A 14,803-nucleotide genomic window follows, 5' to 3' on the forward strand; every position below is an offset into this window, starting at 1 on the left:
CTCTCCGGTGTCTCGTTCTGCCCCCCGACCCGGCGGTGCGCGGGGGGGCGCGCCCGACCCCCCCCCCCCCCCGGCCGGGCCGGAGCCCGGGTCGGCCGTGGTCACGACGGTTCCCCGGGGGCGGTCGCGGGAGCCCCGAAACCGCCCGGGGCGCGGCGGCGGGCCGCGCGGGCGACACCCTTCTCCTTCAGGATCACCCGCAGGACCCGCAGTCCGTCGCGGACGGCGCTGAGATTGCTGACGCCGTGGATCCGGACGTACTCGTGGCTGGGTACCTCCTGGACCCGCAGACCGGCCTTGACCACGCGGATGTTCATCAGCGTCTCGATCTCGAAGCCGGTGCAGTCGAGGGTGATCTCGTCCAGGCAGTGCTTCCAGAAGGCGTTGTAGCCGTAGCAGAGGTCGGTGTAGCGGGCGCCGAACTTGGCGTTGACGGTGGCGCAGAGGACCCGGTTGCCCAGCTTGCGGATGAAGGTCATGTCGTCGGTGCCGCCGCCGTTGGCGAACCGCGACCCCTTGGCGAAGTCGGCGCCCGAGACCAGGGCGGAGACATAGGAGACGATCTCCTTGCCGTCCGCCGAGCCGTCGGCGTCGACCATCACGATGATGTCGCCGGTGCAGGCGGCGAATCCGCTGATCAGCGCGTCGCCCTTGCCCTTGCCCGCCTGGGTGACGACCTTGACGTCGGGCCGCAGGCTCCGGGCGACCTCGACGGTGTCGTCGGTGGAGTTGCCGTCGACCAGGACGACCTCGTGGATCCACTCCGGCAGGGTCCGGAAGACATGCGGAAGGTTCTGCGCCTCGTTCATGGCGGGGATCACGACGCTCACCGGCGGGGCTATCGCGAGATGCGAGGAGACCGGGCGGTAGCGTCTCGCGGGGTCGGAACCGGTGTCCGGCTCCCGCTCCGCGCGCGGGTCGGCGGCCTCGGGGCCGTCGTGGCCGGAAACGGCCGTCAGCGAATCGTGCCCCGGGTCGGCCGGGCGCAGCACAGAACTCATGGATTGTTTCCCTCTCCACCGGTGGACCGTCCGCGGCCGGACGGTCCGGACGCTTGTCCGGTTTGAAAGGGGGGTCTTGCCTCACCCGGCCATGTCTGAGCAACGCTCCGGCACAACGGGCGAACTGCAGAAACGGCCGCGCGGACGGCTCCGGTACGCGCTCGACGCCGAGCGGCGACGACGAACACATGCGACCGGACCGGGCACGCGGCACCCCCCTACCGCGCCCACCCGCTCACGGGACACCGCGGCACGCGAGCCCTCCCCTTGAGCCGCTTCGTGGTGTCGCAAAAGCGTGTGGATGTATGACGGTATTGATATTGATGACTGTATGACAAGCCCGGGAACGCGGGCCTCTTGTTTCACTGTTTTCGCAGGTTTCTCCTCCGCCGGTCTCCCGGCGTCCGGCCGGGCGTTCAGCGGCGCGCCGGATCCGCCCCGGACCGTTCGTTCCTCCGGTCCGCCGCCGTCCACAGGAACAGCAGTGCGGTGACAGCAACGATAGCCGCCGTCGCCGGGCCCGCCGTCAGCGCCTCCAGCCAGGAGAGCCCGGCGGCGAGCGCGAGATCCACCGCGGCGGCGCCCGCCGCGGCGGCCGCGACCCGGGCGCCGGGCTCCAACCCCCGGAGTACCGCGTACAGTCCGGCGGCCGGACCGAGCAGTAGGAAGAAGAGGGCGAAGGGCGCGCGAAGGGGTGAATCGCTGCCCGAAAGGGCGAGTACGGCACCGATTCCGGCCACGGCGGTCGCCGCTCCGGCGACGATCGGCGGAAGATCTCTACCGATCCGTGACGATGTGTCTGTCTGGTCCCGCATGTCGGGGTGTGCTCCCGGGCAGCCTGATCTGGAGCCCTCCATGCTCATCCGCCCTTGACTTCGCGTCAAGAAGAGTGAGCTGGATCACTTGTCATGTCCATTCTCAATCAACCCTACTGGCTGGTACCACGGTTGACGCAGCGATCCTGCTCAGGGGAGGTTCCATGAAACTGTCCCGCCTTCTGGCGTACTCGTCCGCGTTCCTGCTCGGTGCCGTACTCGCCCTCACCGGGGGCGGCCCGGCCCAGGCGGCGCCCACGACCGCCGCCGTCGACTACGTCGCGCTCGGCGACTCCTACTCCTCCGGGGTGGGGGCCGGGAGCTATGAGAGCTCCAGCGGCTCCTGCAAGCGCAGCACCCGTGCGTACCCCCGGCTCTGGGCGAATGCCAACGCGCCCTCCTCGTTCGCCTTCACCGCCTGCTCCGGGGCTGTGACGAGCGATGTCACGGCCGGCCAGCTCGGTCCCGTCAACAGCGGAACGGACCTGGTCTCCCTCACCGTGGGCGGCAACGACGCCGGATTCGCCGATGTGATGACGACCTGCGTCCTCCAGTCCGAGTCCGCCTGCGTCAACCGGGTCAACCAGGCGAAGGCATATGTCGACAGCACCCTGCCCGGACGGCTCGACAGCGTGTACCGGGCGATCCGCGCCAAGGCCCCGTCCGCCCGCGTCGTCGTCATCGGCTATCCCCGCTTCTACCAGCTCGGCGGCGGCTGTCTCGCCGGACTGACCGAGACCGAACGGGCCGCCATCAACGGCGCGGCCGACCATCTGAACACCGCGATCGCCAAGCGCGCCGCCGACCACGGCTACGCCTACGCCGGAGTGGTGTCCGCCTTCACCGGACACGAGATCTGCTCCCCGGCCCCCTGGCTGCACAGCGTCAACTGGCTCAACATCGGCGACTCCTACCACCCGACCGCCGCCGGGCAGTCCGGCGGCTATCTGCCGGTCTTCCGGGCCGCCGCGTAACCGCGGGGAACGGCGCCGCCGGTGCCGGGGGAAGCCCCGGCACCGGCGGTCGCGCGTCGTGCTGTGCGTGCGGCTGCGGGCCGGTACGCGGATCACGGGGTGCCGGTGGTGCCCTCGGCCGCGGCCGGAGGAGAGCCGGACGAAGCCGACGGCGCCGGATCGCACTCCACCGAGAACGCCAGCCGCTCCGAACGCGTTTCGACCGGGCCCGCGATCTCCAGCCCGATCCGGTCGCGGAGCACCTCGCCGTCGCGGAACGCCGCCACGGTGTACTCCACCGTCCGCGCCCGCCCGTAGCCCGCGCCGAACGAGAGCGTCCGCCGGTCCGAACCCGCGGCGCCGCGCTCCGTCGTCCAGCGGTACGTCACCTCCGCCGGGGTCCGCCCCACCTCGATCCGGGCCCGGAAGAGGGGGGCCTCCGCGCCCGGCGGGCAGTCGCCGGTATAGCGGTCCCGTACCGCCTCGATCCGGACCGTCACGGTCTGCCGGGCCCGGGGCGGCGGCGAGCCGCGGTCCTTCGGCGCACCGCTCGCGCGGTCGTCCGCCGGGCGGTCCGCGGTACCGGCGGTCCCGGGCGCGGTGCCCGCCTGTGCCGACCGGGACACCCCGGGGGCCGGGGTGCCGGACGGGCCGCCGCCGTCCCGCGCGCCGTCGACCAGCGTCCAGGCCAGCCCCGCGGCGGCGATCACCAGAACCGCGGCGCCCGCCGCCAGGGTCACCGCGGGCCGCTTCGGCCCCGTACGGGGATCGGGCGGCGGCACCGGCGACGGCGTCGTCGCCCCCTCGGACCCGGGAGCCGGACCGGCCCCGGAGCCGTACCCCGGACCGGAACCCGAGCCGGAGCCGGAGCCCGGGACCGGGCCCGCCGAGGTGACCGTCGGGCTGTACGGCCCCGGTGGCGGCGTGCCCCCTGAGGCCGCCAGCCGCAGCCGCCGGGCGGTGTCGGCCGCCGACGGCCGCTCCGCCGGATCCTTGCGGAGCAGCCCGGCGATCACCGGAGTCAGCTCCCCGGCCCGCCGGGGCGGCGGGAGTTCGTCCTCCACCACGGCCCGCAAAGTGTTCAGCGGGGTGTGCTGCCGGAACGGGGGGACGCCCTCCACCGCCGCGTACAGCAGCACCCCCAGCGACCACAGGTCCGACGCGGGCCCCGGCGTGCGCCCCAGGGCCCGCTCGGGGGCGAGGAACTCCGGCGAGCCGATCAGCTCGCCCGTCATGGTGAGCTGATCGGTGCCCTCCAGGGACGCGATACCGAAGTCCGAGAGCACGATCCGGCCGTCATTGCCGACCAGGACGTTGCCCGGCTTCACATCGCGGTGCAGCACCCCCGCGTCATGGGCCGCCGTCAGCGCGGCCAGCACCTCGGCGCCGATACGCGCCGCGCGCTCCGGGGCCAGCGGGCCCTCGGCGGCCAGCACGTCGGCCAGTGAGAGCCCCCGGATCAGCTCCATCACGATCCACGGCCGCCGCTGCCCGGCACCGGACCCGTCGGGCCCGCCGCCGGCCCCGCCGTGGTCGAACACCACGTCGTACACCGTCACCACATTGCGGTGCGTGATCCGCCCGGCGGCCCGGGCCTCGCGCTCCAGCCGGGCGTAGAGCCGCCGTACCTGGTCGTCGGAGAGCCCGGCCGGGGCGCGGACCTCCTTGACGGCCACCTCGCGGCCGAGCACCTCGTCCCGGGCGCGCCAGACCACACCCATACCGCCTTCGCCCAGGGCGCCGTCCAACCGGTACCGGTCGGCGACGAGTCGGTCTCCGTGCATGGTGCCCCCATCCATGACAGCGGTGGTCGGCGGCGCAGAGTGTCCCGGAATCCCGGAGGAAACCCTTTCAAGTTAGCCGGAATCCGGCCTTCTGCCGCCCCTCGCGACGGCACTTCGCCGGTCCGGGCCCGGCAAACCCTCCGGACGCTGTGAGAGCGATCACTCCTCGGTGCGGATCCGGTCCGGTGGGGCGACGGAGCGGCCGGGGGCGGCTGGGACGGCTGGGATGTGAGAGGCTCCGGAGAAAGCCGTGGTCAGAGCGAGGCGCCTCGGCGGAATGTCCAACCAGCCCTGAATTAGGGCGAATTGAATGATGGCGAAAGGGATGCGTCAACTCGCGTACGGGGCGCGGTGAATCGCGCAGGCGGGATACACGAGTGTCACCTGGGGACGATAGGGTTAACCTGCCCGGGCCGGGTGCGTCATTACGGGTGGGGAGTGTCATGGAACAGATAACAGTGCGGAGCAGGCCGCGAGTGCCTGCCATCACCTGCGGGAGCAGCGCGACCAGCTCGCGTCTGGACCGGCATCTCTCGGTGCTGGGCGGTCCCGCCGTCCCGCAGCGGGAGACGGTCGAGGCGACGTCCCTGATGCTGGAGCTGACCTCGCGCGACCTCAGGCACGAGCGGGACCGGGGCCGTCGTGGACGGGTCTCCCTCTTCGCGCCGCTGCGTCGACTGCGCCGTACGCTCCTCGGCAGCCGCCACTGACCTCCGGCTGCCGGGCGGCCGTCGTCCGGATCGTCCACGCTCACCCCGCGTCACGTGTCACCGCCTGAGCGGCCCCGCGCTCAGGCGTCGGCTCTCCTTCCTTTCCGCTCCGGTCGCCGCCCTCCCCGCGGCGGACCGGGTGGTTCGCGCCCTCGCCCGTGGCGCCCATGACCGTTCGCGCGTTCCGCGCCACTGTGCCCACCGCGCCCACTGCGGGTTCGCCCCGACGGCGAGGCCCGGCGGTACCCGCCGCTCCACGCGATCCGGCCGTCCGGGCTCGTCGGGCGTCCCCGGGCCATGTCCCGGGCCGGCCCGTCAGCCCAGCGGCAGGGCGAACTGCCCCTCCGGTCCCTCCTCGTGGTGGTCCAGGACCGAGGCCGGGCGCCGGGACCATTCCGGCGCGGGCAGCACCCCCGGAAGCCCCGAAGCCCCCGAAAGCTCCGCGAAGGCGTCCGGGGCGGTCAGCGCCGTCCGCCGGGCGAGCCGTTCGCCGAGCAGCGCCAGTACGGTGATCAGCTCCAGCAGATCCGAGGTCCACTCCCGGGGCCATCCGGCGGGCCCGATCCCCGCCAGCGGCTCCGGTCCCGCCGGTCCCGTCCGGGTCGTGAACCAGTGCTCCAGGACCCGTACTCCGCCGCTGTGCAGCTCCCAGGCCGCCGCCGGGACCGGGGCGATCCGGCCCGTGCCCAGCAGCAGCGTCTCCGCCGCCGGGTCGTAGCCGATCGTGCCGGGCCGGGGCGGCGGTGCCGTGCGGACGTACGGGCGGCGCCCGCCGGGCAGCCGGGGCCGCTCACCGCCGTGCGCCCCCCGTAGCTGGATCTCCAGCAACTCCCCGCCCAGCGCCACGCCCTCGGCCCAGACGCCGGCCCCGGCGGGCAGCGGCACCTCGCAACCCGCCGGGGTGGGGCGGGCCGCCGCCAGGATCCAGCACAGGACGTCCCGGGCGGTGACCTGGTGCCCGTACGCCGCGGCCAGCGCCCCGGTCAGCCCCGGGGCGAGATTGGGCTCCCGCCCGCCGGGCCTGCGGAACAGCGGCCGGATCAGCCCCGGCCGCCCCGCCGGTGAACGGCCGTCGGGCAGCCAGGGCGAGGCGAGTACCGGCGGCCCGGCGATCCCGGCCGGAGGTCCCGCGGCCGTACCCGGCTCCACCAGGAAGATCTGGGCCGGGTCGGCGACCCGCCACAGCTCGGGCCTGGCCTCGTCGATCAGCCGGTGGTCGGGCAGCAGCCACTGCCGGTCGAAAGGGCCGTGGAGGAGCGGTACGGGGTCGGGGCAGCGGCCGGTCTCCCGGGCGAACCGGCCCGTACCGCCGCGCTGTCCGGGCAGTTGCGCCACGGCGGACCGGGGCGTTCTGGCGCGGCTGGGCACGAAGAGCGCGGCCCGCTCGGCCTCCGGGGCCCGTACCACCGCGTTCCATCGCTCCGTCAGTGTTCCCGGGTCCGGGGCCAGGACCCAGGAGCGCCCCGTCCGCAACGGGCGGACGCCCCAGGGCAGCAGCGCGTCGAGCATCGGCATGGGCCCATTCTTTCCGATCCCGCCCGGGTCCACGCCGCCGCCCGGGACGCCCGCGCCCCCGGCCCGCCCGGCCGTTCTACGGGGCGTCGACCGTGACGGAGAAGGAGAAGCGGTCGCCCCGGTAGCGGATCCGGGCCACGTCGACCACCCGGCCCGCCGTGTCATGGGTGACGCCGGTGTAGTGCAGGATCGGGCTGAGCAGCGGCACCTGGAGGAGTTCCGCCGTGGGCGGGTCCGCCAGCCGGGCCTCGACCGTGTCCGTGATCCGGCCGATCCGGACGCCCACCGCGTCCCGCAGTACCTTCGTCATCGGCCACCGCTCCAGATCGGCGACGTCGATCCGGGCCGCGAGTTCGGGTCTGACCGCGTTCTCCGCCCAGTTGGTCGGCTCATCGGTCTCCCCGTCCCGGCGCAGCCTGCGGTACGTCACCACCTCGGCCAGGTCCGGGAAGTGCTCGGCCAGCTCCCCGGGGACCGGCTCGGGGCCGTGGCCGAGGACCGTCGTCCGCTCGCCCGACTGCTGCGCCACGATCGCGTCGATCGAGCCCAGCAGCCGCCGGGGGGCGCCCCGGCGGGCCCCCGGCTCGATGAACGTGCCGCGCCGCCGGTGCCTGCTGATCAGGCCCTCCTCCTCCAGCTCCTTCAGCGCCTGGCGCATGGTGAGCACACTGACGCCGTAGTGCGCGGCGAGCTGTTCCTCGGTCGGCAGCCGCAGGGACGCCTCGGGCGCCCGGCCCAGTATGGAGGCGCGCAACGACTGCGAGACCTGGTACCACAGGGGCAGCTTGCGGTTCAGGACGAGCGAGTCGGGGGCGAAGGAGGGGGTCACGGCGGCTCCGTATCTCCGGGTCGGGGGAGTGCCGGGTCCGGAAGGGGTGTCAGGAGGGGAAATGACGTTCCAGACCCTGCCATACGCCGTCGTACCCCTTCTGGCGGTGTCCGGCCTCGGCGGCCTGCGGGGTGGTGAGCACGGGCCAGCGGGTTTCGAACATGAACGCGAGCCCGTCGTCGAGCTTCTGCGGGCGCAGCTCGGCGGCGCTGGCCCGCTCGAAGGTCTCCCGGTCCGGGCCGTGCGCCGACATCATCGGGTGGAGGGAGCCGCCGCCGGGGACGAAACCGCCCTCGCCCGCGGTCTTGGCGTCGTAGGCGCCCTCGATCAGACCCATGTACTCGCTCATCACATTGCGGTGGAAGTACGGCGGCCGGAAGGTGTCCTCGCCGACCAGCCAGCGCGGCGCGAAGACCACGAAGTCCACGGCGGCCAGGCCCGGGGTGTCGGTGGGGGCGGTGAGCACGGTGAAGATCGACGGGTCCGGGTGGTCGTACGAGATGGTGCCGATGACATTGAACCGGCGCAGATCGTAGACGTACGGGGTGTGGGTGCCGTGCCAGGCGACGACGTCGAGCGGCGAGTGGTCGTAGGTCGCGGACCAGAGGTTCCCGCAGTACTTGGTGACTACCTCGACCGGGCGTTCGACGTCCTCGTAGGCGGCCGTGGGGGCGCGGAAGTCCCGGGGGTTGGCCAGCCCGTTGGCGCCGATCGGCCCCAGGTCCGGGAGGCGGAACGGGCGGCCGTAGTTCTCGCAGACGTACCCCCTGGCCCGCTCGTCCAGCAGCTCGACCCGGAACCGGACACCGCGCGGGATCAGGGCGATCTCGCCGGGGTCGGCCGCCAGCACGCCCAGCTCGGTCACCAGCAGCAGCCCGCCCAGCTCCGGGACGATCAGCAGTTCGCCGTCGGCGTCGCCGAAGACCCGGTCGGTCATGGAGGTGTTCGCGTGGTAGAGGTGGATGGCCATACCGGTACGCCGGGCCGGGTCGCCGTTGCCGCCGAGGGTCCACAGGCCGGCCGCCCAGTCGGTGCCGGGGGCGGGCTCGGGCAGCGGATCCCACCGCAGCCGGTTGGGGTCGGGGACCGCCTCGGCGAAGGACGCGCCGCGCAGGGTGCCGCCGTCGGTCCTGCGGAGCGGCGGATGGGCGGCCGACGGGCGGATCCGGTAGAGCCAGGAGCGGCGGTTCTCGGACCGGGGCTCGGTGAAGGCGGAGCCGCTGAGCTGCTCGGCGTAGAGCCCGTGCGGGGCGCGCTGGGGGGAGTTGCGGCCGACGGGGAGCGCCCCGGGCAGCGCCTCCGACGCGTGCTCGTTGCCGAACCCCGCGGAGTACTCCAGGGCCGCGGCCCGCCGCGCCCGCCCGGCCGCCGTCCCGCCCGTGTCCGTCGTCTGCCCGTGTCCGCTCATGGCCGCTCCCGGTGCCGGAGGAATGCCCCTCGTGACGATCCTCGTGACTGTTCGGTCCGGACCCCGGGGCGCCCGGGAATCCATTCCTATGGTCAACCGTAGGATTGCCGGGCGGTCCCGTCAACGGCACGGGCACGGCCGGTCCCGCCGACGGCACCGGCCGGGCATCATGGACGGCGTGGCCCACCCCCGTCTACGGCGGGAACCCGTCCAGCGGCGGAGCGCGGAGCGGCTGGCGCGGATCCTCGACGCCTGTGCCGGACTCCTGGACGAGACCGGGTACGAAGCGCTCTCCACCCGGGCGGTCGCCGCCAGGGCCGGGGTGCCGATCGGCTCCGTCTACCGCTTCTCCGGCGACGAGCGGGCCCTCGCCGACGCACTGGCCGCCCGCAACCTCGACCGGTTCGCCCGGCGGGTCGCCGACCGCACCGCGACCCTGCCGCCGGGGGAGTGGCGCGGACTGCTCGACGCCGTACTCGACGAGTATCCGGCGATGCGCCGGACGGTGCCGGGCTTCTCCCTGGTGGACTTCGGCCACCGGATGCCCGTCGGCGGCCGGCCGGCCGGAACCGGCCACGCGCTCGCCGGCCGGCTGCTGCCCGTCGTCGCCGCGCGGCTCGGCCGCCCCGCCGACGCCGCGCTCCGGCGGACCGTCCTGGTCGCCGTGGAGGCCGCGGACACGGTCCTCCGGCTGGCCTTCCGGGTGGACGGGTCGGGCGATCCGGCGGTCGTCGCCGAGACCCGGGAACTGCTGCGCGGCCATCTCTCCCGCACGCTCGGCGGCTGACGCGCGGGACCGCCCCGGGGCGGTCCGCCGCCGGATCCGTCGTGACGGGCCCTACGCCGGTCCCGGCGGTGACCGGAGCCTTCCCCGGGCGCCCGCCGGGTACCTTCCCCTGCCGTGCCGCCGGCCGGTGCCCGGCCCGCGACGTCCGGCCCGCACCCGCCTCTCCTCCGCAGCCCTTCCGGGCCCGGGAGGCGGCCCCCCCCCGCGTTGTCGGGGTTCCCGGGTACGTCCGGTACGGGGTGACCGCCCCCCGGCTTGGCCGGGGGCCCCACCGCCGTCGCGTATCGCCGCACGCCGCGAGCCCCGGCCTCCGGGCGGACGGCGCCATCCGGTGGACACGGCCCGGCGAACCGGGCTTCCGCCGCGTCGCCGGCGCCTTCGGCGGGTCTTCGATGTCCGGGGCCGCGGGGCGCGGGGCGTGGTGGTCCCCGGCTCGGGCTGTGCGGGGCCGGGCCCGGCGAAGCGTCGGCGGTGCCCGGCGGCGACGGCGCCGCCGATGGCATCCGGCCGGGATCCCGAGCCCCCGGGCGGGAGGGCGTCCGGGACCGCCGGACCCGGGACGTGGTCATGGATGCCCCGGGTACGGCGGCGGCCCCGAGCCGTACCCGGGCGGGCACGGGAACGGGCCAAAGGCCGCCGGACAGCTCCCCGGGATGCCAACCGGTCGGTATGCTGCCGGGCGGTCGCCTGTCCAGGCCCGTACGCGACCGGACGCCCCCGGCGACGTACGCCCGGCGGGCCCGGTGAGCGGCCCGGGCCGTACGCGAGGGGGGAGCCCCGATGTCCCACGACGCGCTCCGTGTCTGCCCGCTGTGCGAGGCCACCTGCGGACTGCTGCTCACGATCGACGGGACCCGGGTCACCTCGGCCAGGGGCGACCGGGACGACGTCTTCAGCGGCGGCTACATCTGCCCCAAGGGCGTCACCTTCGGCGAACTCGACGGCGACCCCGACCGGCTGCGCGGCCCCCTGGTCCGCGACGGCGGCCGGTTACGGGACGCCACCTGGGCCGAGGCGTTCGACCGGATCGCGGCCGCCGTCCCCGGGCTGGTCCGCGAGCACGGCGCCGACGCCGTCGGGGTGATGCTCGGCAACCCCAGCGTCCACACGATGGCGGGGCGGCTCTATCCGCCGTTCCTCTTCGCCGCCCTGGGGACCCGCAGCAAATTCACCGCCAGCACCCTCGACCAGATGCCGAAGCACGTCTCCTGCGGGCTGATGTTCGGCGACCCGTTCGCCATCCCCGTCCCCGATCTGGACCGTACGGACCATCTGCTGATGATCGGCGCCAACCCGCTGGACTCCAACGGCAGCCTCTGCACCGCCGCCGACTTCCCCGGCCGGCTGCGGGCCCTGCGGCGGCGCGGCGGCACCCTCACCGTGGTCGACCCCCGGCGTACCAGGACCGCCCGGAGCGCCGACCGCCATCTGGCGATCCGGCCCGGTACGGACGCCCTGCTGCTCGCCGCCGTCGCCGGGGTGCTCTTCGCCGAGGGTCTGGCCGCGCCGGGGCCGCTCGCCGCCCTGACCGACGGACTGGCCGGGCTGGAGACGGCGCTGAAGGACTTCACCCCGGACGCCGTGGCCGCCGCCTGCGATCTCCATCCGGACGAGATCACCGCGATCGCCCGGGAGCTGGCCGCGGCCCCGGCCGCCGCCGTCTACGGCCGGGTCGGCGGCAGTACGGTCGAGTACGGCACCCTCACCAACTGGCTCGTCGACGTGCTCAACCTGCTCACCGGCAATCTCGACCGGCCCGGCGGGGCGATGTTCCCGCTGGCGGCCACCCCGCCGCCGCCCGCCCCGCCCGGCGGCTTCACCACGGGCCGGTGGACCAGCCGGGTCTCCGGCCGCCCCGAGGTGATGGGCGAACTGCCCGCGGTCTGTCTCGCCGAGGAGATCGAGACCCCCGGGCCCGGCCGGGTCAGGGCCCTGCTGGTGATCGCCGCCAATCCGGTGCTCTCGGCGCCCGACGGCGACCGGCTGGACCGCGCCCTGGGCGGCCTCGACTTCATGGTCAGCGTCGATCCGTACCTCAACGAGACCTCCCGGCACGCCCATGTGGTGCTGCCGCCGCCCCCGCCGTCGCAGAGCGCCCACTTCGACTTCTTCTTCAACGGCTTCGCCGTCCGCAACCAGGTCCGCTACAGCCCGGCGGCCGTCCCGCCGGAGGACGGCCGGATGGACGAGGGCGAGATCCTGGCCCGGCTGGTGCTCGCGGCCGGCGGACGGCACGGGGAGCCGCCGGAGACCGTGGACCTGGCGGCCCTCGACCGGAGCCTGGAGCGGGCCGTGAACCTGCCCGGCTCACCGCTGTACGGGCGCGACCCGGCCGAGGTCGCCGCCGGGCTGACCGGCCGTACCGGCGCCGAACGCCGCCTCGACCTGATGCTCAGATCCGGGCCGTACGCGCTGACGCTCGCCGAGCTGCTGGACCGGCCGCACGGGATCGACCTGGGGCCGCTCACGCCCCGGCTCCCCGGCGTACTTGGGACCGCCCACGGCCGGATCGAGGCCCTGCCCGCGCCGATCGCCGCCGATCTGCCGAGGCTGCGGGCGGCGCTGGCCGGCCGCCCCCGCTCCCTCGTCCTGGTCGGCCGCCGCCATCTGCGCTCCAACAACAGCTGGATGCACAATGTGCCCGGACTCGGCGGCGGCAGCAACCGCTGCACCCTCCAGATCCACCCCGACGACGCGGCCCGGCACGGGCTCGCCGACGGCGACCCGGTCCGGATCAGCGCCGACGGCGGCAGCGTCGAGGCGCCGGTGGAGATCACCGACACGGTCCGGACCGGAGTGGTCAGTCTGCCGCACGGCTGGGGCCACGACCGGCCCGGTACCCGGCTGACGGTGGCCGCCGCCCGCCCCGGGGTCAATGTGAACCAGCTCCTGGACGGCAGCCGGGTCGACCCGCTCTCCGGAACGGCCGTACTCAACGGCTTCCCGGTCCGGCTGGAACCCGTCCGGCCCAAGGTTTCGTAACACTCCGGGAAGGGCGCGAAGCCCGATTTCCCGGGCCTCCCGGGCCCGTTCCCGGTTCACCTGGGGTTTTGCTCGTATTGCTCGCACGTCAACATCTTGTTAACGCTATTTGACGCGACCTAACGTCTTGCGGACCGCCGCTCCGGTGGGAGTTCAAGGATGAACGTTAGGTAGCCCCATGCTGACAATCCTCGGCTTCGCCATGATTGCGACCTTCCTGGTCCTGATCATGATGAAGAAGATGTCGCCCATCGCGGCGCTGGTCCTGATCCCCGCACTCTTCTGCGTCATCGTCGGAGACGGCGCGAAGCTCGGCGACTACGTCATCGAGGGCGTGGGCAATCTCGCCCCCACCGCGGCGATGCTGATGTTCGCCATCGTCTATTTCGGCGTCATGATCGACGTCGGTCTCTTCGACCCGATCGTCCGGGGCATCCTGCGGTTCTGCAAGGCCGACCCGATGCGGGTCGTGGTCGGTACGGCGCTGCTCGCCGCGATCGTCTCCCTCGACGGCGACGGCTCCACCACCTTCATGATCACCGTCTCGGCGATGTACCCGCTGTACAAGCGGCTGAAGATGAGCCTGGTCGTGATGACCGGTATCGCCGCCACCGCCAACGGTGTGATGAACACCCTGCCCTGGGGCGGTCCCACCGCCCGGGCCGCCACCGCCCTCAAGCTCGACGCCGCCGACATCTTCGTCCCGATGATCCCGGCGCTCCTGGTCGGCCTGCTCTTCGTCTTCGTCCTCGCCTACGTCCTCGGTCTGCGGGAGCGCAAGCGGCTCGGCTACCTGTCGCTGGACGACGCCCTGGGCCGGGGCACCGCCGAGGACGTGACCGAGGAGTCCGAGCGGACCGGGACCGTGCTGGTGAAGTCCGGCCCGGGCGGCGAGGCCGGGTCCGAGGGCGGCCGGAACAAGGGCAAGACCTCCGGCTCCGGATCCGGCACCGCCACGGGCTCCGGCTCGGGCTCCGCCTCCGGTTCCTCCGACGAGACCAGCGGCCCCGGCAGCGACGCCTCCGCCTCCGGCGCGGACGACGAGCCCGAGGGCGGCTTCCAGGGCCTCGACCCCAACCGGCCCACCCTGCGCCCCAAGCTCTACTGGTTCAACGCCGGTCTGACCATCACCCTGCTCGCCGCGATGATCATGGAGCTGCTGCCGATCCCGGTGCTGTTCCTGCTCGGTGCCGCCCTCGCGCTCACCGTCAACTACCCCAACATGGCCGAGCAGAAGGCCCGGATCGGCGCCCACGCCGAGAACGTGCTCAACGTCTCCGGCATGGTCTTCGCCGCCGCCGTCTTCACCGGCGTCCTCACCGGTACCGGCATGGTCCAGAGCATGGCCGACTGGCTGGTCGACACGGTCCCCGAGGGCATGGGTCCGCACATGGCCATCGTCACCGGCCTGCTGAGCCTGCCCCTCACCTACTTCATGTCCAACGACGGCTTCTACTTCGGCGTCCTGCCCGTCCTCGCCGAGGCGGGCGCGGCCCACGGGGTGTCGCCGCTGGAGATCGCCCGCGCCTCCCTCGTCGGCCAGGCGCTGCACATGTCCAGCCCGCTGGTCCCCGCCGTCTACGTCCTGGTCGGCATGGCGAAGGTCGAGTTCGGCGACCACACCCGGTTCACCGTCAAATGGGCCGCGCTCACCTCGCTCGTGGTGCTCGCCGCCGGAGTCCTCTTCGGCATCATCTGAACCCCGCCGTACGGAGCCCGGTCACCCTCGCCGGAGCCGTACGGAACCCCCGGAGCGGTGCGGCGGCCTTCCTCCGCCGCGCCCCCCGCGCCCCGGTCGCCCTCCCCGGCCGCCGGGGTGCGGTCGTGTCCGCGGCGGTTCGTGCCGGCGGTGGTTCCTGCCGCGGCGGTTCGTGCCCGTGGCGGTGAATTCCCGGCCGGAACGGGCGAATTCACCGGCGCGCCCGAGCATCTGCACGTGCATACGACGGGCGGGCGTCAAGGATCGGAAAAGCAACGGCGGAACGGCCGTCCTACGCATTCCCCCAAAAGGGGGTCGTG

The 14,803-nt window shown here is 73.8% G+C and carries 11 protein-coding genes; 5 read left to right on the forward strand and 6 right to left on the reverse strand.

Annotation, left to right across the window (positions count from 1 at the left end):
* Nucleotides 1–101: 101 nt before the first annotated feature.
* Nucleotides 102–1,001, reverse strand: a complete 900-nt coding sequence (locus ABZ714_RS12665; protein ID WP_358825186.1) for a glycosyltransferase family 2 protein — start codon at nt 999–1,001, stop codon at nt 102–104.
* A gap of 416 nt (nt 1,002–1,417) precedes the next feature.
* Complete coding sequence (locus ABZ714_RS12670; protein WP_358825187.1) at nt 1,418–1,816, reverse strand: hypothetical protein; 399 nt, start codon at nt 1,814–1,816, stop codon at nt 1,418–1,420.
* A gap of 164 nt (nt 1,817–1,980) precedes the next feature.
* Between ABZ714_RS12670 and ABZ714_RS12675 the strand changes: the two genes are divergently transcribed.
* Nucleotides 1,981–2,790, forward strand: coding sequence for an SGNH/GDSL hydrolase family protein (locus tag ABZ714_RS12675; RefSeq protein WP_358825188.1), 810 nt, complete (start codon nt 1,981–1,983; stop codon nt 2,788–2,790).
* Nucleotides 2,791–2,882: 92 nt separating this feature from the next.
* Here ABZ714_RS12675 and ABZ714_RS12680 read toward each other — a convergent pair whose 3' ends face one another.
* Nucleotides 2,883–4,553: a serine/threonine-protein kinase gene (locus ABZ714_RS12680; protein ID WP_358825189.1), complete on the reverse strand. Its 1,671-nt coding sequence runs from the start codon at nt 4,551–4,553 to the stop codon at nt 2,883–2,885.
* A 443-nt stretch (nt 4,554–4,996) separates the two neighbouring features.
* Here ABZ714_RS12680 and ABZ714_RS12685 point away from each other — a divergent pair, with 443 nt between their 5' ends.
* Nucleotides 4,997–5,263 carry a hypothetical protein gene (locus ABZ714_RS12685; protein ID WP_358825190.1) on the forward strand — a complete coding sequence of 89 codons (267 nt, stop codon included), beginning with the start codon at nt 4,997–4,999 and terminating at the stop codon, nt 5,261–5,263.
* A gap of 315 nt (nt 5,264–5,578) precedes the next feature.
* Here the strand turns inward: ABZ714_RS12685 and ABZ714_RS12690 are convergent, their stop codons facing one another.
* From ABZ714_RS12690 to hmgA, 3 genes are all read right to left on the reverse strand, one after another.
* A complete protein-coding gene (locus tag ABZ714_RS12690; RefSeq protein ID WP_358825191.1) occupies nt 5,579–6,778 on the reverse strand; it encodes a type ISP restriction/modification enzyme in 1,200 nt (399 codons plus the stop codon).
* Between the two features lie 76 nt (nt 6,779–6,854).
* Nucleotides 6,855–7,607, reverse strand: a complete 753-nt coding sequence (locus ABZ714_RS12695; protein ID WP_358825192.1) for a GntR family transcriptional regulator — start codon at nt 7,605–7,607, stop codon at nt 6,855–6,857.
* A gap of 49 nt (nt 7,608–7,656) precedes the next feature.
* Nucleotides 7,657–9,015, reverse strand: coding sequence for a homogentisate 1,2-dioxygenase (gene hmgA, locus ABZ714_RS12700; protein ID WP_358825193.1), 1,359 nt, complete (start codon nt 9,013–9,015; stop codon nt 7,657–7,659).
* 169 nt (nt 9,016–9,184) lie between these two features.
* Between hmgA and ABZ714_RS12705 the strand changes: the two genes are divergently transcribed.
* From ABZ714_RS12705 to ABZ714_RS12715, 3 genes are all read left to right on the forward strand, one after another.
* Nucleotides 9,185–9,802, forward strand: coding sequence for a TetR/AcrR family transcriptional regulator (locus ABZ714_RS12705; protein ID WP_358825194.1), 618 nt, complete (start codon nt 9,185–9,187; stop codon nt 9,800–9,802).
* A gap of 780 nt (nt 9,803–10,582) precedes the next feature.
* Nucleotides 10,583–12,784 carry a molybdopterin oxidoreductase family protein gene (locus tag ABZ714_RS12710; RefSeq protein WP_358825195.1) on the forward strand — a complete coding sequence of 734 codons (2,202 nt, stop codon included), beginning with the start codon at nt 10,583–10,585 and terminating at the stop codon, nt 12,782–12,784.
* A gap of 178 nt (nt 12,785–12,962) precedes the next feature.
* Nucleotides 12,963–14,483 (forward strand): citrate:proton symporter, encoded by a 1,521-nt coding sequence (locus tag ABZ714_RS12715; protein WP_358825196.1) that lies wholly within the window; start codon nt 12,963–12,965, stop codon nt 14,481–14,483.
* Nucleotides 14,484–14,803 lie beyond the last annotated feature (320 nt).

It is taken from the genome of Streptomyces sp. NPDC006798 (assembly GCF_040635975.1).
Classification (GTDB): domain Bacteria; phylum Actinomycetota; class Actinomycetes; order Streptomycetales; family Streptomycetaceae; genus Streptomyces.